This is a genomic window from Pseudomonas resinovorans NBRC 106553 (assembly GCF_000412695.1).
Classification (GTDB): Bacteria; Pseudomonadota; Gammaproteobacteria; order Pseudomonadales; family Pseudomonadaceae; genus Metapseudomonas; species Metapseudomonas resinovorans_A.
In genome coordinates, this window is record NC_021499.1 from 1,722,385 (window position 1) to 1,742,188 (window position 19,804).

General features: G+C 66.9%; 21 protein-coding genes. 13 read left to right on the plus strand and 8 right to left on the minus strand.

Annotation, left to right across the window (positions count from 1 at the left end; genetic code table 11):
- The first annotated feature begins 83 nt into the window (after positions 1-83).
- Positions 84-989: a DMT family transporter gene (locus PCA10_RS07975; protein ID WP_016491544.1), complete on the plus strand. Its 906-nt coding sequence runs from the start codon at positions 84-86 to the stop codon at positions 987-989.
- Between the two features lie 46 nt (positions 990-1,035).
- Here PCA10_RS07975 and gap read toward each other — a convergent pair whose 3' ends face one another.
- Both gap and PCA10_RS07985 read right to left on the minus strand, forming a co-directional pair.
- The gene (gap, locus tag PCA10_RS07980) at positions 1,036-2,034 is read right to left on the minus strand and encodes a type I glyceraldehyde-3-phosphate dehydrogenase (protein ID WP_016491545.1); all 999 of its coding nucleotides are present in this window, start codon (positions 2,032-2,034) and stop codon (positions 1,036-1,038) included.
- An 86-nt stretch (positions 2,035-2,120) separates the two neighbouring features.
- Positions 2,121-2,792: a COG3650 family protein gene (locus PCA10_RS07985; protein WP_016491546.1), complete on the minus strand. Its 672-nt coding sequence runs from the start codon at positions 2,790-2,792 to the stop codon at positions 2,121-2,123.
- Between the two features lie 65 nt (positions 2,793-2,857).
- Here PCA10_RS07985 and PCA10_RS07990 point away from each other — a divergent pair, with 65 nt between their 5' ends.
- Entirely contained in the window at positions 2,858-3,253 is a 396-nt protein-coding gene (locus PCA10_RS07990) for a DUF488 domain-containing protein (RefSeq protein ID WP_016491547.1), read from the plus strand.
- 6 nt (positions 3,254-3,259) lie between these two features.
- Here the strand turns inward: PCA10_RS07990 and PCA10_RS07995 are convergent, their stop codons facing one another.
- Positions 3,260-3,859: a short chain dehydrogenase gene (locus PCA10_RS07995; protein WP_016491548.1), complete on the minus strand. Its 600-nt coding sequence runs from the start codon at positions 3,857-3,859 to the stop codon at positions 3,260-3,262.
- A gap of 121 nt (positions 3,860-3,980) precedes the next feature.
- On the opposite strand from PCA10_RS07995, the gene PCA10_RS08000 reads away from it, so the two are divergent.
- Complete coding sequence (locus PCA10_RS08000; RefSeq protein ID WP_016491549.1) at positions 3,981-4,898, plus strand: LysR family transcriptional regulator; 918 nt, start codon at positions 3,981-3,983, stop codon at positions 4,896-4,898.
- A 186-nt stretch (positions 4,899-5,084) separates the two neighbouring features.
- On the opposite strand, the gene PCA10_RS08005 is transcribed toward PCA10_RS08000, so the two are convergent.
- The gene (locus PCA10_RS08005) at positions 5,085-6,041 is read right to left on the minus strand and encodes a LysR family transcriptional regulator (RefSeq protein ID WP_016491551.1); all 957 of its coding nucleotides are present in this window, start codon (positions 6,039-6,041) and stop codon (positions 5,085-5,087) included.
- Between the two features lie 177 nt (positions 6,042-6,218).
- On the opposite strand from PCA10_RS08005, the gene PCA10_RS08010 reads away from it, so the two are divergent.
- The 5 genes from PCA10_RS08010 to PCA10_RS08030 all read left to right on the plus strand — a co-directional run bounded on the left by PCA10_RS08010 (position 6,219) and on the right by PCA10_RS08030 (position 11,463).
- Positions 6,219-7,727: an efflux transporter outer membrane subunit gene (locus PCA10_RS08010; RefSeq protein ID WP_016491552.1), complete on the plus strand. Its 1,509-nt coding sequence runs from the start codon at positions 6,219-6,221 to the stop codon at positions 7,725-7,727.
- 9 nt (positions 7,728-7,736) lie between these two features.
- Positions 7,737-9,911: an FUSC family protein gene (locus PCA10_RS08015; protein ID WP_016491553.1), complete on the plus strand. Its 2,175-nt coding sequence runs from the start codon at positions 7,737-7,739 to the stop codon at positions 9,909-9,911.
- Positions 9,901-10,101 (plus strand): DUF1656 domain-containing protein, encoded by a 201-nt coding sequence (locus tag PCA10_RS08020; protein ID WP_016491554.1) that lies wholly within the window; start codon positions 9,901-9,903, stop codon positions 10,099-10,101. The genes PCA10_RS08015 and PCA10_RS08020 overlap by 11 nt, the downstream gene beginning before the upstream one ends.
- Before the next feature lie 7 nt (positions 10,102-10,108).
- Positions 10,109-11,020, plus strand: a complete 912-nt coding sequence (locus tag PCA10_RS08025) for an efflux RND transporter periplasmic adaptor subunit (protein WP_016491555.1) — start codon at positions 10,109-10,111, stop codon at positions 11,018-11,020.
- Between the two features lie 179 nt (positions 11,021-11,199).
- Positions 11,200-11,463 (plus strand): DUF2790 domain-containing protein, encoded by a 264-nt coding sequence (locus tag PCA10_RS08030; RefSeq protein ID WP_016491556.1) that lies wholly within the window; start codon positions 11,200-11,202, stop codon positions 11,461-11,463.
- Positions 11,464-11,525: 62 nt separating this feature from the next.
- On the opposite strand, the gene PCA10_RS08035 is transcribed toward PCA10_RS08030, so the two are convergent.
- Complete coding sequence (locus PCA10_RS08035; protein WP_016491557.1) at positions 11,526-12,314, minus strand: helix-turn-helix transcriptional regulator; 789 nt, start codon at positions 12,312-12,314, stop codon at positions 11,526-11,528.
- 137 nt (positions 12,315-12,451) lie between these two features.
- Between PCA10_RS08035 and PCA10_RS08040 the strand changes: the two genes are divergently transcribed.
- From PCA10_RS08040 to PCA10_RS08060, 5 genes are all read left to right on the plus strand, one after another.
- Positions 12,452-13,267, plus strand: a complete 816-nt coding sequence (locus PCA10_RS08040) for a carbon-nitrogen hydrolase family protein (RefSeq protein ID WP_016491558.1) — start codon at positions 12,452-12,454, stop codon at positions 13,265-13,267.
- A gap of 71 nt (positions 13,268-13,338) precedes the next feature.
- Positions 13,339-14,445: a polyamine ABC transporter substrate-binding protein gene (locus PCA10_RS08045; protein ID WP_016491559.1), complete on the plus strand. Its 1,107-nt coding sequence runs from the start codon at positions 13,339-13,341 to the stop codon at positions 14,443-14,445.
- 113 nt (positions 14,446-14,558) lie between these two features.
- Positions 14,559-14,981 (plus strand): homoprotocatechuate degradation operon regulator HpaR, encoded by a 423-nt coding sequence (hpaR, locus tag PCA10_RS08050; RefSeq protein ID WP_016491560.1) that lies wholly within the window; start codon positions 14,559-14,561, stop codon positions 14,979-14,981.
- A gap of 340 nt (positions 14,982-15,321) precedes the next feature.
- Positions 15,322-16,491, plus strand: a complete 1,170-nt coding sequence (locus PCA10_RS08055; protein WP_016491561.1) for a p-hydroxyphenylacetate 3-hydroxylase oxygenase component — start codon at positions 15,322-15,324, stop codon at positions 16,489-16,491.
- A gap of 66 nt (positions 16,492-16,557) precedes the next feature.
- Entirely contained in the window at positions 16,558-17,496 is a 939-nt protein-coding gene (locus PCA10_RS08060; protein WP_016491562.1) for a p-hydroxyphenylacetate 3-hydroxylase reductase component, read from the plus strand.
- A 178-nt stretch (positions 17,497-17,674) separates the two neighbouring features.
- Here PCA10_RS08060 and hpaI read toward each other — a convergent pair whose 3' ends face one another.
- The 3 genes from hpaI to PCA10_RS08075 all read right to left on the minus strand — a co-directional run bounded on the left by hpaI (position 17,675) and on the right by PCA10_RS08075 (position 19,793).
- Entirely contained in the window at positions 17,675-18,475 is an 801-nt protein-coding gene (gene hpaI, locus PCA10_RS08065; protein ID WP_016491563.1) for a 4-hydroxy-2-oxoheptanedioate aldolase, read from the minus strand.
- Positions 18,476-18,571: 96 nt separating this feature from the next.
- The gene (gene hpaH / locus PCA10_RS08070; RefSeq protein WP_016491564.1) at positions 18,572-19,375 is read right to left on the minus strand and encodes a 2-oxo-hept-4-ene-1,7-dioate hydratase; all 804 of its coding nucleotides are present in this window, start codon (positions 19,373-19,375) and stop codon (positions 18,572-18,574) included.
- Between the two features lie 7 nt (positions 19,376-19,382).
- The gene (locus tag PCA10_RS08075; RefSeq protein ID WP_016491565.1) at positions 19,383-19,793 is read right to left on the minus strand and encodes a 5-carboxymethyl-2-hydroxymuconate Delta-isomerase; all 411 of its coding nucleotides are present in this window, start codon (positions 19,791-19,793) and stop codon (positions 19,383-19,385) included.
- Between the last annotated feature and the right edge of the window lie 11 nt (positions 19,794-19,804).

Genomic DNA, 19,804 nt, shown 5'->3' on the forward strand with positions numbered 1-19,804 from the left:
GCTACAGTTTTTCAGCCTTGCTGTGACTGTCTGGCGGCCGGGCCGGTCGCCTAGACTGGCGACTTTTTCCCGGAGGTGAGGCAATGGCGCAGCAGGCTCGACTGGTGGCGATTGCCTGCCTGGTGCTGGCCATGGCGCTCTGGGGCAGCTCCTTCATCGCCCTCAAGCTGGCCTTTGCCGAAGTCGCGCCGCATTGGGTGATCTTTGCCCGCATGGCCTTGGGCAGCCTGATCTTCCTGCTGGCCTGGCGTTGGCGCGGCCAGCTGGACTACCGCCCCGGCGACTGGAAATACCTGTTGGGCCTGGCCGCCTGCGAGCCCTGCCTCTACTTCATTTTCGAGGCCCTGGCACTGCAGCACACCAGCGCCTCCCAGGCTGGCATGATCACCGCGCTCCTGCCGCTGATGGTGGCGGTGGGCGCCTACGCCCTGCTGAACGAGCGGGTTACCCGCAGCACCCTGGCCGGCTTCTTCCTCGCGGTGGTCGGTGCCGTCTGGCTGAGCCTGGCCAGCGAGTCCGACAGCCATGCACCACAGCCGCTGCTGGGCAACTTCTACGAATTCCTCGCCATGCTCTGCGCCACCGGCTACACCTTGCTGCTCAAGCACCTGTCGTCGCGCTATTCGGCGTTCTTCCTCACCGCCATGCAGGCCTTCATCGGCAGCCTGTTCTTCCTGCCCCTGGCCTGGTTCACCTCGCCCTTGCCGGTGTCGGTCAGCCCCGTGGGCATAGCGGCGATGATCTACCTGGGCACGGTGGTCACGGTGGGCGCCTATGGCCTCTACAACTTCGGCGTGTCGCGCCTGCCGGCCAGCCAGGCCACCGGCTTCATCAACCTGATCCCGGTATTCACCCTGGTGTTCGCCTGGGGCCTGCTGGGCGAGCGGCTGACCGGCATGCAGCTGGCGGCGGTCGCCCTGGTGTTCGCCGGCGTGGCGCTGAGCCAGTGGCGCAGCACCACACCGGCACCGGCGGGAGTGCTGGACTAGGCCCTGTCGAAAGCGGCCCGTGTCCAGCGACTTCCAGCCAGTAACCTCAGGGATTCAGCCAGGCCAGCAGCACATCCAGCATGCGGTTGGCGAAGGCCCATTCGTTGTCGTACCAGGCCAGCACCTTCACCAGGTCGCCCTGCACGCGGGTGTGGTTGAGGTCCACCACGCAGGACACCGGATAGCCGTTGAAGTCGCTGGAGACCAAGGGCAGGGCGTTGCACTCCATCACTCCGGGCGGCAGGTCGCGCGCGCCGGCTTCCAGGGCGGCGTTGATCGCATCGCGGCTGGCCGGGCGTTCGGCGATGAACGAGAGGTCCACCAGCGACACGTTGGGCGTCGGTACCCGTACCGCCAGGCCGTCGAGGCGCCCGGCCAGTTCCGGCAACACCAGGCCGATGGCCTTGGCCGCGCCGGTACTGGTGGGGATCATCGAAAGGGCGGCGGCCCGGGCGCGGTAGAGATCGGCGTGGCTCTTGTCGAGCAGGTTCTGGTCGTTGGTGTAGGCGTGCACCGTGGTCAGCAGGCCGCTGCGGATGCCGACGTGCTGGTGCAGGACCTTGGCCAGGGGCGCCAGGCAGTTGGTGGTGCAGGAAGCGTTGGAGATGATCTGCTGGCTGCCCAGCAGTTCGTGGTTGACGCCGTACACCACCGTGAGGTCGGCGCTGTCCAGCGGATGGGAGAGCAGCACGCGTTGCGCGCCGGCGGTGAGGTGCTGTTCCACCTGGCTGCGCTTCTTCATCTTGCCCGAGCACTCCAGCACCAGGTCCACACCCAGCTGGTCCCAGGGCAGGTTCACCGCGTCGCGCTCGCGCAGCAGGCGAATGGTCTGGCCGTTCACCTGCAGGTGATCGTCGTGCAGGGCAACGTGGCCCTTGAAGCGGCCGAAGGTGGAGTCGAAGTGGGTGAGGTGGGCCAGCGACTTGAAGTCGCCGAGGTCATTGATGGCTTCGATGCGCAGGCGCTGGTCGAGACCCCGCTCGAACAGCGCACGAACCAGGGCGCGACCGATGCGCCCATATCCATTCAGGGCGATACGCAGCATGGTGTTCTCCTTCCTGTGATCCTTCACTCAGCTTAGCGATGGCGCACAGGAAAGGAGCCTGAAACCCTGTAGGAAAGCGGTTGGGGTTACTCGTTGCGGGCGCCACCGAACGAGGCGCAGCCCCGTTGAATCTTGCCGTCCAGGCGCAGCTCCGCGGAAAGGTGCTGCACCGCGCCGCTCATGCTGTCGACGCAACGCTGGGGCGCTACCCAGAGCTCCAGGCGCTGGCCGTTGGCTTCGCTGGAAAGGTTGAAGCGGCCGTCCGGCAGCTGCTCTTCCATGTAGGGCAGGGCCAGGGAGGGCTCGCCGGGGCGGTCGAGGATCAGCCCCTTGGCGCTGACGCTGACGTGCCAGCCCGGCTCGTTGCCGCTGGCGCGCAGCAGCAGGCGCTTGAAGTTGAGGTCGTCGCAGCCGTGACCCTCGCGCTGCAGGCGGTAGAGGGTACGGACATCCAGCTGGCCGTCGGCGCCCGGTACCGTGGTGGCGCCCATCGCCGCGCGGATGTCGGCGAACAGCGGCCCCGGGCCGTCGGCGGAGAGATTGGCCGCTTCCGGCAGGAGGCCGGTGGCGCCGCCGTCCACCAGCGCGAAACGGCGCTTCTCGCCGCAGGGGCTGAACATGACCTGGCCAGCGTCTACGCTCAGCAGACCCTGCAGGCGCACCAGGTTGGCGGTAGGGGAGGGGGCGGATTCGGCGAACATCTGACAAGCGCCGAAGAGCGGCAAGAGGCTGAACAGCAGGGGGCGGGCAAGGCGCATCGAGGTCTCCTTCGGGAAGCGGCCAAGGTACCGGTGCGGGGCGTCCAGCTCAAGGGAGAAGGCGGATGATCCACTTCAAGCGGGTCTTTGAGGCGGCGCAGGCCACCGATGGCCGGCGGGTGCTGGTGGATCGCCTGTGGCCCCGGGGCTGTCGCAAGGACGCCCTGGGACTGGATGCTTGGCTGCGCGAGGTGGCGCCTTCCGAAGGGCTGCGCAAGCGGTTCTGCCACGACCCGACGCTGTTCGCTGAATTCCGCCTGGGTTACCGCGCCGAACTGGCCGCCCATCCCGAACACTGGCAGATGCTGCTTGAACTGGCTCGCCAGGGCGACCTGACATTGCTCTACGCGGCGAAGGACGAGCACCACAACAATGCCCGGGTGCTGGCGGAGTTCCTCGAAGAGGAACTGGACCGCTGCGCCCCGCCCAGCTCGCCGGTGTGCTACGCCGGCGAGCTGTAGCCGCCATCAGCCGACGTGATAGACCTGTCCGGTCTGGGCACCTTCCGCGCTTTTCCCGTAGGCCAGCGCCGCCTCGGCCGCCGGCACCGCCTTGTAACCGCGGAAGTAGGGGGCGTAGGCCGGCAGGGCTTCCTCGACGACCGTGGGGCTGACGCTGTTGATGCGCATGCCGCGTGGCAGTTCCAGGGCGGCGCTGCGCACGAAGGAATCGATGGCGCCATTGACCATGCTGGCCGACGCGCCATAGCGGATCGGGTCGTGGCTCAGCACGCCGGAGGTGAGGGTGAAGGAGGCGCCGTCGTTGGCGAACTCGCGGCCGATTAGCACCAGGTTCACCTGGCCCATCAGCTTGTCCCGCAGACCCACGGCGAACTCGGCTTCGCCCATTTCCGCCAGGGCGCCGAAATGCACCTTGCCGGCGGCGCTGATCAGCGCATCGAAGGGGCCGGCCTTCTCGAACAGGCGGCGGATCGATGCGGGGTCGGTGATGTCCGCTTGCAGGTCGCCGCTGTTGCGACCGACGCGGATGATTTCGTGGCGCTCCTTGAGCTCCTGTTCGATGGCTTTGCCGATGGTGCCGCTGGCACCGACAAGGATGATTTTCATGGGACCGGCTCCGGTTGGGGGAAGGGAATACCGGTTCAGTGTAGAGTGGGGGCTGTTATCGATAATCCATCCAATTGGAAAGATTTGGTTTTCATATGGAAACAATGGCGCGGTGTGGGCGATGAGCGAAATGGACGATCTGGCGGCCTTTGCGGTGTTGATGGAAGCCGGCAGCTTCACCGCCGCGGCCCAGCGCCTGGGCTGCAGCAAGGGCCAGCTGTCCAAGCGCATCCGCCTGCTGGAGCAGGGCTTGGGAGCCGCGCTGCTGCACCGCACCACGCGTCGCCTGGACCTGACCGCCGCCGGCGCGGCGCTGTTGCCCGAAGCCCAGGCCCTGGCCGCCCAGGCCGAGCGCGCAAGGCAATCGGTACTGCGGCTGCAGGAAGACCTGGCCGGCTGCGTACGACTGACGGTGCCGGTGTCCCTGGGGGAGACCTTTTTCGACGCGCTGCTGCTGGATTTCACCCGCCAGTACCGGCAGATCCGCATCGAGCTGGACCTGCACAACGGCTACCGCGACCTGGTGGCCGACGGCTTCGACCTGGCCATCCGCTCCGGCACGGACCTGGACGAGCGCCTGGTGGCCCGGCCGCTGTTCTCCCTGCAGGAGATCACCTGCGCCACGCCGGCCTACCTGGCGGCCCATGGCGAGCCCCTGAAACCGGCGGACCTGGCGACGCACCAGTGCCTGTTGAATACCCACTACAGCGGTTTCGAGGAGTGGCTCTACCACCGCCAGCACCAGCTGGAACGGGTCAAGGTGGCCGGCGCCCTGGCCAGCAACCACTACAGCTTGCTGAAGAAGGCGGCGCTGACCGGTGCCGGCATCGCGCGGCTACCGTCCTACCTGGTCTACGACGAACTCGCCGATGGCCGCCTGGTGTGGCTGTTGCGGGACTACCAGACCCGGCAGACGCCGGTGTTCCTTGTCCACCCCTGGCAAGGCGGCCTGCCCCGGCGCACCCAGGTGCTGGTGGACTACCTGCTGGGCTGGTTCGAGCGCAGCCGGCGGATGCTGGACCAGGTGGAGAAGCCGTAGGGTGCGCCGTCTGTTCGACCCGGAACCTGTAGGAGCGATTTCAATGGCGAAAGGGCGACCGCGCCGATCTCATCGCGAATGAATTCGCTCCTAGAAGCAGTCACGTAGGATGGGTTGAGCGAAGCGATACCCATCAGTGCTTTCCGCATGGGTTTCGCAAGCTCAACCCATCCTACGAAAAGCACCTCAGCCCCTCGCCGCCCCCAGCTTCAGGCTGTGCTCGGCCACCGCCTTCTCGTCCGCCGCCACCCGCTCCGGGAGGAACTCGCGGAGGAACTCGACCCAGGTACGGATCTTGGCATCGAGGAACTGCCGCGACGGATAGAGCGCGTAGATACCCAGCGGGAACAGGCTGTGGTTGGGCAGCACGCGGATCAGGCTGCCGTCCTGCAGGCCGCTGATGGCCGAGTACACCGGCAGCACGCCCACGCCCATGCCGGCCTTGATGGCCTCGGTCATGGCATCGGCGGTGTTCACCTGGAACGGCGTCTGGTTGACGCTCACCAGTTCCTGGCCGTCCGGGCCGTCGAACAGCCACTTGTCCAGGGACATCACGTTGTTCACCAGGCGCAGGCAGCGGTGCTTCGACAGGTCGGCGGGCAGGCGCGGCGCGCCGTGTTTCTCGAGGTAGCCGGGGGAGGCGCAGAGCACGCTGTAGGTGGTGCCCAGCTGCTTGGAAATGAAGCCCGAGTCGGGCAGCTCCTGGGCGATCACCACCGAGATGTCGTAACCCTCGTCGAGGATATCGGTGGTGCGGTTGGCCAGGGTCAGGTCGAAGCTCACGTCCGGGTACTTGTCGCTGTACTGGGCGATGGCCTTGATCAGGTAGTGCTGGCCGATGCCGGTCATGGCATGCACCTTCAGGTTGCCCACCGGGCGCGCGTGGGCCTCGCTGGCCTCGGCTTCCGCCTCCTCGATGTAGCCGAGGATCTGCTCGCAGCGCAGCAGGTAGCGCTGGCCGGCTTCGGTCAGGGCGATGCGGCGGGTGGTGCGATGCAGCAGGCGGGTACGCAGGTGGGTTTCGAGGGTGGCCACCGCGCGGGAAATGTACGAGGTGGTGAGGTCCATGCGCTGGGCGGCGGCGGTGAAGCTGCCGGTCTCCGCCACGCAGACGAAGGCGCGCATGTTGAAGAGGATATCCATGGAGGGTCCTGGCCCAGGAGGGAGGCGGATTTTGTCACGAAGTGTGTCCTGGATTATGGCTGATTCAGTACACAATGCTTCATCTATCCGTCGCCTTATCCTGCAACCTGCCGGGGCCTAGAATCGCCGCCGTTCCAGGCGCCGTCCCTGGTTACCCAGCATTCAGGATATGCCGCAGTGCACCGCAATCCTTGGCCCGGCATCGCCCGTGCCGGTCTGTTCACCGTCGTTTCACTTCTTAGCGCCTGTATCGATAGCCAGGGCATAGCGCCACAGGCCAACCGCCTGGACGCCGCCCGGCTGGACCCCGGCACCGCCATCCGCCGTGCCGAGCAGGACGCCGCCTGGCCCAGTGCTCAGTGGTGGCGCGCCTATGCCGACCCGCAGCTGGACGCCTGGATGGACCAGGCCCTGGCCGGCAGCCCCGACCTGGCCATGGCCGCCGCCCGCGTGCGCCGCGCCCGTGCCCTGGCCGGTGTGGTGGAGTCCGCCGAACGACCGCAGGTCAACGTCGACGCCAGCGTGCAGCGCAAGCGCTGGCCGGATGATTTCTTCTATGGCCCCGGCGAACTGGCCCGTAGCAGCAGTTGGAACAACACCAGCCTGCTGGGCTTTTCCTATGACCTCGACCTCTGGGGACGGGAGCGCAGCCGCAGCCACCAGGCCCTGGACCAGACCCGCGTGGCGGTGGCCGAAGCGCGCCTGGCCGCGCTGGAGCTGCAGGGCAACCTGGTGCGCAGCTACATCCGCCTGGCGCTGTTGCACGCCGAGCGCGATGTCGCCCAGGCCAGTCTTGCCCAGCAGGAACAAATCCTGCGCCTGGCCGAGCAACGCCTGCGCGACGGAATCGGCACCCGCCTGGAGGTCAGCCGCGCCGAGGCACCGCTGCCGGAAACTCATCGGCAGCTCGATGCCCTGAACGAATCCATCGACCTGACCCGCAACCAGCTCGCCGCCCTGGCGGGCAAGGGGCCGGGGGAGGGCGAGCGCCTGCAGCGCCCCACATTGGCACTGCAGCGCCTCCCCGGCCTGCCGGCGCAGTTGCCGCTGGAGCTGCTCGGCCGTCGCCCGGACCTCGTGGCCAGCCGCTGGCAGGTCGCGGCCCAGGCGCGCGGCATCGAAGTCGCCAAGGCCGGTTTCTACCCCAACATCAACCTGCTGGGTGGCGTCGGGTCCAATGCCACCCAGGGCGGCGTGCTGGATTTCCTGCGTTACGACAAGCTCACCTACGGCCTGGGCCCGGCCCTCAGCCTGCCGGTGTTCGACGGCGGCTTGCGCCGTGGCGAGCTGGGCGCCGCCAGCGCGGAGTACGACCTGGCGGTGGAGCACTACAACCAGACCCTGGTGGAGGCCCTGCGGGAAGTGGCCGATGCTCTGGTGCGGATCAAGTCCCTGGACCAGCAGCAACACCTGGCCGCCGAGGCGGTGGCCGTTGCGCAGAAGACCTGCGACCTGGCGTTGCTGGCCCAGCAGCGCGGCCTCACCGGCTTCGATGCGGTGCTGGAAACCCAGCCCGGCCTGTTCCACAGCCAGCTCAAGGAACAACAGGTGCGCGCGGCGCAGCTGGCGGCCCAGGCCGACCTGCTGCTGGCCCTGGGCGGCAGTGTGCTGCCCGCACCCGCCGCGCCGGCCGATGCCGAACTGGCGCCGCAGGAACCCCGCCTGCGCTTTCTCCCCACGCCCTGAGGAACCTCCATGGTGCACACCTTCAACCGCGCCCTGGCCGAGTGGGCGCGCAGTGACGGCCTGACCTGGGCTTTCATCTTCAAGGCCCTGCTCACGGCCTTCCTCGCCCTCTGGCTGGCCTACCGCCTGGAGTTGCCGCAGCCGGGCACCGTGCTGGTCACCGTGTTCATCGTCATGCAGCCGCAGAGCGGCCAGGTCCTGGCCAAGAGCTTCTACCGCATCATCGGCACCCTGCTGGGGTTGTCGGTAATGGTGCTGCTGATCGCCCTGTTCAACCAGGAGCGCGTGCTCTTCATGCTCTGCGTGGCCATCTGGATCGGCTTGTGCACCGCCGGCGCCACCCGTTATCGCGACTTTCGCGGCTACGCCTGCGTGCTTGCCGGCTACACCGCGGTGATGATCGGCCTGCCGGCCACCAACCACCCTGACGACGCCTTCATGCTGGCCCTCTGGCGGGTGCTGGAGATCAGCCTGGGGATTCTCTGCACCGGCCTGGTCAACGGCCTGATCCTGCCGCAGAGCAGCAACAGCGACCTGCGCAACACCCTGCACGGACGCTTTCGCGACTTCGCCGCCTTCGCCTGTGAAGGCCTGGCCGGCGGCCTCGATACCACGCGCTTCGATGCCTGCAACGCCCGCTTCGCCGCAGCGGCGGTGAGCCTGGAGAACCTGCGCAGCGCCACGGCCTTCGAAGACCCGCACATGCGCATGCGCAGCGGCCGCCTGGCGCGGCTGAACAACGAATTCATGGTGCTCTCCACCCGCTTCCACGGCCTGCACCAGCTGCTGCGCAGACTGGCCAACGGTTCGGGCGTTCCCGATGGCGGGGCGGTGCTGGATGCACTGCAACCCTGTTTCGCGGAAGTCGCCGGATTGCTCGCGCCCCTGCGCGAGCGCCTCAGCAGCGAGGCCGACGCCGCCCAGCTCGCCCAGCGCCTGGAAGCCTGCAAGCAGGAGCTCATGCAGCTGATCCGCGCCGGCCGTGCGCGCCTGGCCATGCAGCAGCCCAGCGAGGCGCAGACGCTGGACTACGACACCGCCGCCGAACTGCTCTATCGCTTCGCCGACGACCTGCACAACTACGCCCAGACCCACGCCTCGCTGCTGGAAGACCACCACGCCCGCGAGCAGTGGAAGGACAGCTTCCGGCCCCGCGCCAACGCCGTGGCCGCTACCGTCGCGGGGTTGCGCAGCAGCCTGCTGATCCTCCTGCTGAGCCTGTTCTGGATGGCCACCGCCTGGCCCAGCGGCGGCACCTTCGCCCTGACCATCGGCATGGTCTCGGCCCTGGCGTCGACCTCGTCGCAGCCCAGGCGCCTGTCCTTGCAGCTCACCCTGGGAGCCTTCGGCGGTGCCTGCCTCGGCATCCTGATGACCTTCTGGGTGCTGCCGGCAATCGACGGCTTCGCCTTGCTCTGCTGCGCCCTGGCCCCGGTGGTCGCCATCGGCGCCTGTCTGCTGGCGCGGCCACAACAGGCCGGTGCGGGCCTCGGTCTGCTGATCTGGTTCGCGATGACCTCCATGCCGGCCAACCAGGCGCTGTTCGATCCCTACCGGGTGTTCAACGAATACCTCGCCGCGGTGCTGTCCATGGTCCTGGCCACCGCCGCCGCCGCCGTGCTCCTGCCGCCCAACCGGCCCTGGCTCTGGCGTCGCCTGGAGCGTGAGCTGCGGATGTGCGTGGTGCGCGCGGTGAGCGGGCGGACCAAGGGGCTGGTGTCGGGTTTCGAAAGCGGCACCCGCGACCTGCTGAACCAGGCCTACCTTTACTCCGCCGGGCGACCCGACGTGCAGCGCCAGTTGCTGCGCTGGATGTTCCTGGTGCAGGAAGTGGGGCACGCGGTGATCGAGCTGCGCCTGGAGCAGGCGCGCCTGCCGGCGCTGTCCTGCTATGCCGAGTCGATGCCCTGGCGCAACGCCATCCGCGCCATGGGGCGGGCCCTGGCGCGGCTGTTCCTGCAGCCGTCGGAGGCCAACCGCCAGCGCGCCCTGGTTGCGGTGGAACAGGCTATCGACAGCGTGCGCGGCACCGCCGAGCCCTGCGCGCCGCAGTTCGATACCTCGCCCCTGCGGCGCCTGCAGAGCTACCTGCACTTCATCCGCAGCTCGCTGCTGGACCCCCAGAACCCGCTGGCCGGCGACGACGCGCCGGCGCGTCCGCAAGGAATCGTCCATGCCGCGTGAGATCGCCCTGCACGGTGTCTACCTGCCGAGCCTGACCCTGTTGTTCCTGGTGGCCATGCTGCTGGGCTGGGGGCTGGACCGCCTCTTCGCCTGGTGCGGCCTGTACCGCCACGCCTGGCACCCGGCGCTGCTGCGCGTCGGCCTGTTCACCTGCCTGTATGGCGCCCTGGCGCTGACCATCTACCGTTGAGGCCCCCATGTTCTTGAAACGAATCATCAGCGTCGGCGCCACCTTGCTCATCCTCGCCCTGGCGGCCCTGCTGGTGCGTACCCTGTGGCAGCACTACATGAACTCCCCCTGGACCCGCGACGGCCGGGTGCGCGCCGATGTGATCAACATCGCCCCCGACGTGGCCGGGCTGGTGGCGGAGGTGATGGTGCGGGACAACCAGGAGGTGGCGGCCGGCGACCTGCTGCTGCGCATCGACCCTTCCCACTACGAGGTGGCGGTGAAGCAGGCCGAGGCCCTGGTGGCGGCGCGCAAGGCGGCGCTGGACATGCGCCGGGTCAACGCCGACCGCCGTGCCGACATGGACGACCTGGTGGTCTCCCGCGAGAGCCGCGAGGACGCCGGCCACCTGGCCGCCGGTGCCCAGGCCGACTACCAGCAGGCGCTGGCCGCACTGGACGCGGCCAGGCTCAACCTGGCGCGCACCGAAGTGCGCGCACCGGTGGCCGGCCACATCACCAACCTCAATGTCTACAAGGGCGACTACGCCGAACGCGGCGAAGCCAGCATGGCCCTGGTGGACGACCGCTCCTTCTACGTCAACGGCTACTTCGAGGAAACCCGCTTGCCGCACATCCGCGTGGGCGACCGCGCCGAGCTGCGGCTGATGAGCGGAGTGCGCCTGCGCGGCCAGGTGGACAGCATCGCCCGTGGCATCTACGACCGCGACAACCCGGAAAGCCGCGAGCTGACCGCCGATGTGAACCCCACCTTCAACTGGGTGCGCCTGGCCCAGCGGGTGCCGGTGCGGATCCACCTGGACGAGGTGCCGGAGGAGGTACTGCTGGCCGCCGGCATGACCTGCACCGTGGTGATTGGCGAAGCGGGCGCGGAACCGGAAACGTCCGGCGTGCTCAACGGATTGTTGTTCGCACAGTAAACAGTCCTTGTTGTATTAGGCGCTGTTTGTGAAGTTCCCCGGACATTAAAATTATCCCGCCTCCCACGATGAGGCACTTGCTGCCGTAAACATCACCGAAAGGTGTTGCGCTGTACCTTCGGCCAGTTCGTGGAGAGCTGGCCGAAGTTCCAACTTCCAAGTATTCGGGAAACTATCCAATGAAAGCTCTTGCCTTGCTGGCGCTCGCCGGCATGTCTGCCTTCGCCTGCGCGTCGGAACAGGCGCAAACTGCCGCAGCCGATGAACCCCTGGTCGAGCAGTACCACTATGGAATGGAACTGGATATCGCCAGGGTAATTTCCCGCAGCGATATTCCCGATGTCTGCGGGGTAGTTCCCGCCTATATGACCTACGAAGACCACCAGGGCAAAGTTCATCGCCTGGAATACATGGTGTTCGGCAACGGTTGCAGTAACGGTTGATAGTTCACGGCGACAACCGGATGTAGGAGCGATTTCAATCGCGAATGAACTCGCTCCTACGGTCAGGCCTCCTGCGCCTTCAGGAACAGGCCGAACAACTCCGACTGCGACTTGATCCCCAGCTTGCTGTAGATGTGCTTGCGGTGGACCTTCACCGTCTCGGCGGAGATATCCAGCTTGCGGGCGATTTCCTTGCTCGAGCAGCCGCTCAGCATCAACCGGCCCACCTCCAGTTCGCGGGCGGTGAGGGCGTTCTCCACCTTCTGCCCGGCGGCTTCCAGCTGCTCCCGCCAGGCCGGGGCGGGGGGCGGCGGGCTGGCCATCAGTTCCTGCTCGAAACTCAGGCGCTGGCGCATCAGTCCGGCGACCCAGGGCTGGATCAGGCCGAGCAGGGCGATCTCCTCCGGGGTGAAGGGCCGCCGTGAGCCCAGGGACAGGCACAGGGTGCGTCCGCCTTCCAGCGGCACATTGAGCTGCACCTCGTCGGCCACCACGTTGAGCCGGAAGTAGCGCTGGTAGTAGTCGGTCTGCTCGAAGCATTCCGGCGCCACCTCGGCCAGGCGGAACAGCCCGCCGCTGTTGCGCTCGTGGCTGGCGATGTAGAAGGGATCGAGCAGGTAGAGGCCGCGCAGGTAATCCTTGAACAGCGGGTCCGGCCCGCCATCCACGCCCGGGCACTCGGCGAACACCTGGGGCCGGCCATCGCTGAAGAGCAGGGCGACCCAGCTGTCGAATGGCACGTATTGTTCCAGCAGGCGCACAAGGGCGATCCAGAATCCCGGCCGGTCGAGTTGTTCGATCAGCCGGCCGACGGACTGGTGCCAGGCGATGTCCTGCAAGGTCAGACTCATGTTTCTACCCCCGATGGGTTAACACTCCCGCGTAATTACTCCTGGCCCCGGCGCGCTCCATACTCCGGACATGCCAGGGCGGGTGCCGAGCATTGTGACCGTTGCGCGCCCGCTGACAAGAACAAGCAGGAGTACCCATGAAGGTCGAACTCGTCCAACTCGCCGGCCGTGACGGCGACACCGCCTACAACCTCGAACGCACCCTGCGGGCCATCGCCGCCTGCGCGCCGGATACGGACCTGGTGGTGTTCCCGGAAACCCAGCTGATGGGCTTCCCCACTGCCGATAACGTCGCCGCGGTGGCCGAGCCGCTGGACGGCCCCAGCGTGCAGGCCGTACAGCGCGCCGCCCGCGAGAAGGATGTCGCTGTGCTGGTGGGGCTGCTCGAACGGGCCGATGGCACCGTCTACAACACCTCGGCACTGGTGACGCCCGACGGTGTGTCGCTGCATTACCGCAAGACCCACCTCTGGCCGTCCGAGCGCGGGCTGGTCACGCCCGGTGACCGCTACGCCACGGCCCTATGGAAGGGTGTGCGTATCGGCATCCTGATCTGCTACGACATCGAACTGCCCGAGACCGCGCGGGCACTGGCCCAGTTGGGCGCCGAGCTGATCCTGGTCACCAACGGCAACATGGACCCCTATGGTCCCGTGCATCGCACCGCGATTATGGCCCGCGCCCAGGAAAACCAGGCTTTCGCGCTGATGGTGAACCGGGTGGGAGAGGGCGATGACGAGCTGGTATTCGCAGGCGGGAGCGCGGCGGTCGATCCTTTTGGCCGCATGATTTTCGAGGCCGGCCGCGAGCCCTGTCGGCAGGTGGTCGAGCTGGATTTCCGCCTGCTGCAGGAAGCCCGCAGCGAGTACCAGTACCTCGCCGACCGCCGTCTGATTCTCCCCGGCGAACACATCGAGCATGCCGATGGGCGCCGCGAACTGCTGATTCCCTGAGTCGAACCACCCCTGACCACTTCCCGAACCGGGCGGCCTGCGGCCGCACCTGGTCCACCTGGAGCACCTTGATGACGCCAACCCGCACCCTGACGATCGCCCTGGCCTCGATCCTTGCCGTAGGTCTCGGTCAGGCCCAGGCCGAGACGCCCAAGCAACGCGTTCATGTCTACAACTGGTACGACTACATCGGTCCGGATGTGGTGAAGAACTTCAGCCGCGAGACCAACATCAAGACCGTCTACGACGTGTTCGATAGCAGCGAGATGATGGAAGGCAAGCTGATGACCGGCGGCAGCGGCTACGACGTGGTTGTCGCGACCAACAGCACGCTGCCCAACCTGATCAAGGCCGGCGTGCTGCAGCCACTGGACCGCGACAAGTTGCCGAACTGGTCCCATCTCGACCCGGAAATCCTCGTCAAGCTGCAGACCAACGACCCGGAAAACCGCTACGCCGTGCCCTATCTCTGGGGCACCACCGGTATCGGCTACAACGCGGACAAGGTGACGGCCATTCTCGGTGATGATGCGCCGGTCGACTCCTGGGACCTGGTGTTCAAGCAAGAGAATCTCGAGAAGCTCAGCCAGTGCGGCGTCGCGATGATCGACGCACCGGGCGAAGTCATCCCGATCGCGCTCAACTACCTGGGGCTCCCTCCCCACAGCACGCGCAAGGAGGACTACGCGAAGGCGGAAGAACTCCTGGTCAGGCTCAAGTCCCATATCCGCTACTTCAATTCCTCGAAGTTCATCACCGACCTGGCCAATGGCGATATCTGTGTGGTGGTGGGTTGGGCCGGCGGCGTCTACGAGGCGCAACAAACGGCGAAGAGCGCCGGCTCCTCGGTGCGCCTCAAATACAGCATTCCACGAGAGGGCGCGCCGGTCTGGTTCGAGAACCTGGTGCTGCTCAAGGATGCCCGGCACCCGCAGGAAGGCTTCGCCTTCATCAACTACATGATGCGTCCCGACGTGATCGCCGATACCTCCAACTACCTTGGCTACCCCAACGCCAACAAGGCCGCCGATACCCTGGTCACCCAGGCACTGCTCGACAACCCGATGGTCTATCCGCCGCAGGAGGTGATGGACAAACTGTTCACCCTGGAGCCGCTGGCGCAGAAACTGGAGCGTGTGCGGACGCGGGTCTGGAGCAAGGTCAAGTCGGGGTCCTGATGCGGGCGAGCGGGGGGCGTGAACCAAGGTGTCCGCCCTTCGTCTTGCCGGGCTGCAAGCGTGCGGATATTTTCATTAAAATCTTCACGATACAGTCCCGGACCCTCGTCACCATGCCTGAAACCCGCCCCTCCCTGACCCTGACGCTGCTCCAGGCCCGTGAAGCGGCCATGAGTTTCTTCCGCCCCCTGCTCAACGAGCACGACCTGACCGAACAGCAATGGCGGGTGATCCGCCTGCTTCGCCAGCACGGCGAGCTGGAGAGCTACCAGCTGGCGGAACTCGCCTGCATCCTCAAACCGAGCATGACCGGCGTGCTCGCGCGCCTGGAACGCGACGGCATGGTGGTACGGCGCAAGGCCCCCCAGGACCAGCGCCGCGTGCTGATCAACCTGACCGCCGAGGGCGAGCGTTGCTTCGTCTCCATGAGCGCGGGAATGGAAGCCAACTACCAGAAGATCCAGGACCAGTTCGGCGAGGCCAAGCTCAAGCAGCTTTTCGAGCTGCTCAACGAGTTGAAGCAGATCAAGCCCTGACGTCCCAAGGTTTCGGGATGGACCGAAACCTTGGGCTGACGTTGTAGGGGCGAATTCATTCGCCAAGCAGACCCAAGGTCTGCCCCCGGGACTTCGTGGGGGCAACTGCGTTGCCCTTGGCGAGTGAATTCGCCCCTACGGCCGTCGCCTGCTCCCGCCTGTGAAGACTCCCATGAAAAGTGCAATCGAGAGTCCGTAACGTCCATTCAGGGGCCCCTCGCCCCCATCCCATAATCGCCCTGCACCTACCTGGTTCCATGCCTGCGGCGGTGTCCTGAAGGCTCCATCAGGACCACCACGACCCGGCGGCGCCACTTCTAACAATAAGCAGGGCTCCGACATGAAAAAGCCAAATCCGCTTCTCGACGACCTCAAGGCCATCCTTCCCGCCATTGCCGCCAACGCCGCGCAGGCCGAGCAGTTGCGCCGGGTTCCCGACGAAAACATCGCCATGCTCAAGGCCATCGGCCTGCACCGCGCGCTGCAGCCCAAGCACTACGGCGGCATGGAAATCTCCCTGCCGGAATTCGCCGATTGCGTGGTCGCCCTGGCCGGCGCCTGTGCCAGCACCGCCTGGGCCTTCAGCCTGCTCTGCACCCACAGCCACCAGTTGGCGCTGTTCTGCGCGCGGTTGCAGGAAGAGGTCTGGGGCGAGAATCCGGACGCCACCGCCAGCAGCTCCATCGCCCCCTTCGGCAAGGTGGAGGAAGTGGAGGGCGGCGTGCTGTTCAACGGCGAGATGGGCTGGAGCAGCGGCAGCGACCACGCCGAGTGGGCCATCGTCGGCTGCCGACGGAAGAACGCCGAGGGCGAGCTGGTCTACTGCTTCGCCGTGCTGCCGCGCAGCGACTACGAGATCCGTGACGACTGGTTCGCCGCCGGCATGAAGGGCAGCGGCACCAAGACCCTGGTGATCAAGGACGCCTTCGTGCCGAATTACCGCATCCAGGCGGCCAAGGACATGATGGAAGGTCGCTCCGACGGCTTCGGCCTCTACCCCGACAGCAAGATCTTCTACGCGCCGTATCGCCCGTACTTCGCCAGCGGCTTCGCCGCCATCAGCCTGGGTATCGCCGAGCGCATGCTGGAGGCCTACAAGGAGAAGACGAAGAACCGCGTGCGCGCCTACACCGGCGTCAACGTCGGCACCGCCACCCCGGCGCTGATGCGCCTGGCCGAGTCCACCCACCAGGTGGCCGCCGCCCGCGCCTTCCTCGAGAAGACCTGGCAGGAGCACGCCGAGCATGGCGAGCGCCACCAGTACCCGAGCCGCGAGACCCTGGCCTTCTGGCGCACCAACCAGGCCTACGCGGTGAAGATGTGCATCCAGTCGGTGGACCGCCTGTTCGAGGCGGCCGGCGGCACCAGTTGGTTCGAGAGCAACGAGATGCAGCGGCTGTTCCGCGACTCCCACATGACCGGCGCCCATGCCTACACCGACTACGACGTCTGCGCGCAGATCCTCGGCCGCGAGCTGATGGGCCTGGAGCCGGACCCGAGCATGGTCTGAGCCTCGAACCACTCCCTTCGAACCATCGCGCGGCCGTCCCATGAGGCGGCCGCCAGGAGTCTTGCCATGTCCTCCCTGGAAAGTCCCATCGATTCCCGTGCCTTCCGCCGTGCCCTCGGTAATTTCGCCACCGGGGTCACCATAGTCACCGCCACCGCGCCCGATGGCACTCGCGCCGGTGTAACCGCCAACAGTTTCAACTCGGTGTCCCTGGACCCGCCGCTGATCCTCTGGAGCATCGACAAGCGTTCCAGCAGCCTGGCGGTGTTCCGGCAGGCCAGCCATTTCGCGGTGAACATCCTCGCCGCCGACCAGATCGAGCTGTCCAACCAGTTCGCTCGCCCCCGTGACGACAAGTTCGCGGGCGTGAGCTTCGACAGCGGCCTCGGTGGTGCGCCACTGCTGCCCGATTGCGCGGCGCGCTTCCAGTGCCAGTTGCACCAGCAGGTGGACGGTGGCGACCACGTCATCCTCATCGGCCTGGTGCAGGCCTTCGACGATCTGGGGCGCTCGCCGCTGCTCTACCACCAGGGCGCCTATTCCATGGTCCTGCCCCATACCCGCATGACCGCCAAGGCTGAGGGCCAGCCGGCCTCCAGCGCCTTCCAGGGGCGCCTGTCGCACAACCTCTACTACCTGATGACCCAGGCGGTGCGCGGCTACCAGGCCGACTACCAGCCCAGGCAGCTGTCCACCGGCCTGCGCACCAGCGAGGCGCGCATGCTGATGGTCCTGGAGAACGACGCCGGCCTCTGCCTCGGCGACCTGCTGCGGGAAGTGGCGATGCCCCTGCGCGAAATCGAGGAGGCCGTGGCCATCCTCAAGCGCAAGGGCATGGTCGTCGATGCCGAGGACCGCTATGTCCTCACCCCGGCCGGGGTGGAGCAGGCCGACGCCCTCTGGCGCATCGCCCGGGAGCAGCAGGACAAGGTGTTCGCGCAGTTCAGCGAGGAACAGGTGGAGACCTTCAAGACCATGCTCAAGGCGGTGATCGCGTTGGGTTGAGGTCGGATGCCAACAGTGGCGCCCTATTGGGCGCCAATTTTTCGTGGCGGTTTTCGTAGGATGGGTAGAGCCTGCGAAACCCATCGCCCAGGACAGCATGGGTTTCGCTTCGCTCTACCCATCCTACAAAAGCGAAAAAGCCGGCCACAGGGCCGGCTTGTTACTCACCTTCGAATCCTCAATACACCCCACCCCCACCCACCGGCGCGGTCGTTCCTTTGAACGCCCCCGCCAGGCTTTGCAGGCCACGCATCAGCACGGTGGTGTCCACGCCGACTGCGACGAAGGCCGCGCCCAGTGAGAGATAGCGCCGGGCCAGGGCCTGGTCGGCGCTGAGGATGCCGGCGGCCTTGCCGGCAGCGCGGATGCGGACGATGGCGTCCTCTATGGCCGCCTGTACTTCCGGGTGCCCCGGGTTGCCGCGATGGCCCATGGCGGCGGAGAGGTCGGCCGGGCCGATGAATACGCCGTCGACACCGTCCACGGCGGCGATGGCCTCCAGGTTGGCCAGGCCGTCGAGGTTCTCGATCTGCACCAGCAGGCACATCTGGGCGTCGGCGTTATCCAGGTAGCCGGGGATGCTGTTCCAGCGCGAGGCGCGGGCCAGGGCACTGCCGACGCCACGGATGCCGAAGGGCGGATAGCGCATGGCGCGTACCAGCTCAGCGGCCTGGTCGGCAGATTCCACCATGGGCACCAGCAGGGTCTGGGCGCCGATATCCAGCAACTGCTTGATCAGTACCGCATCGCCGATGGGCGGGCGGATGATCGGCTGGGCGGGGTAGGGCGCGATGGCCTGGAGCTGGGCCAGCAGGCTGCGCAGGTCGTTGGGCGCGTGTTCGCCGTCCAGCAGCAGCCAGTCGAAACCGGCGTTGGCCGCCAGCTCGGCGCAGTAGGCATCGGCCAGGCCAAGCCAGAGGCCGATCTGCGGCTGGCCGGATTCGAGACGGGCTTTGAACGTATTGATGGGCAGGTCCATGAGGAGCTCCTAGGAAGGCGCTGAAGCGTAGGAGCCAGCTCTGCTGGCGAACCAGAAGCTTCGCGAGCAGAGCTCGCTCCTACGGGGCCTTGCGGTTCAGACGAAACGGCAGGCGATGGAGCCCAGCTGGTCGTAGTCGACGTGGAAGGTGTCGCCGGGATTGGCGGCCACCGGGCGGGTGAAGGAGCCGCCGAGGATGATCTGCCCGGCCTCCAGGGTGACGTCGTAGGGGGCCAGCTTGTTGGCCAGCCAGGCCACGCCCTTGGCGGGGTGGTTGAGCACCGCCGCGGACACGCCGGACTCCTCGATCACGCCGTTGCGGTAGAGGATCGCCGGCACCCGGCGCAGGTCGATCTCGGTGGGTCGCACGGCGCGGCCGCCCATCACCACGCCGGCGTTGGCGGCGTTGTCGGAGATGGTGTCGAAGACCTTGCGGGTGACCTTGCTGTCCGGGTCCACCTGGTGGATGCGCGCGTCGATGATTTCCAGCGCCGGGATCACCCATTCGGTGGCGTCCAGCACGTCGAAGACCGTGCAGTTCGGTCCGCGCAGGGGCTTGCCGAGGACGAAGGCCAGCTCCACCTCCACGCGCGGGACGATGAAGCGCTCGAAGGGGATGTCGCTGCCTTCGTCGAAGAACATGTCGTCCAGCAGCGCGCCGTAGTCCGGTTCGGTGATGTTGGAGGAGACCTGCATGGCGCGGGAGGTGAGGCCGATCTTGTGGCCCACCAGCCGGCGGCCGTCACGGATCTTCTGCGCCACCCAGGCGCGCTGGATGGCGTAGGCGTCGTCGATGTCGATGCCGGGGAAGTCGAGGGAGAACTGGCGCACCTGCTCGCGGGAGCGCTCGGCGGCGTCGAGGCGGGCGGCGGCTTGCTGGATGATGCTGGCGTCGAGCATGGGAACCTCAGGAATGCTTCTGGAACAGGGGGTGCAGGCTGCTGTGCTTGGCGTCATAGACCTGGCCGGGGCTTTCGTCGATCTGCAGGGTGATGCCGATGGGGCGTTGCTCCAGCAGGGCGCCGAGGTACTCGCGCAGCACCGCCAGCAGGCCGTCGCCCACCTGCTTGTGGACCTCGGGACTACGTCCGGCGCCCATGCGCAGGTTGGCGTAGAGGAAGCCGTAGTCGCCCTTGCCGTCGGCCACGGCAGCGTGGGCCACGGGGTAGGCCAGCACGCGGGTGCCGCCGGTGGGGAACACCTGGCGGCCGGATTCATCCTTCTGTTCGAGCATGCGGTCGGCCAGGGCGCGGCAGAGCGCGCCGATGTCCGCCTCGCGTTCGATATCGGGGCTGTAGAGCAGGACCAGATGGGGCATGGCGGTGCTCC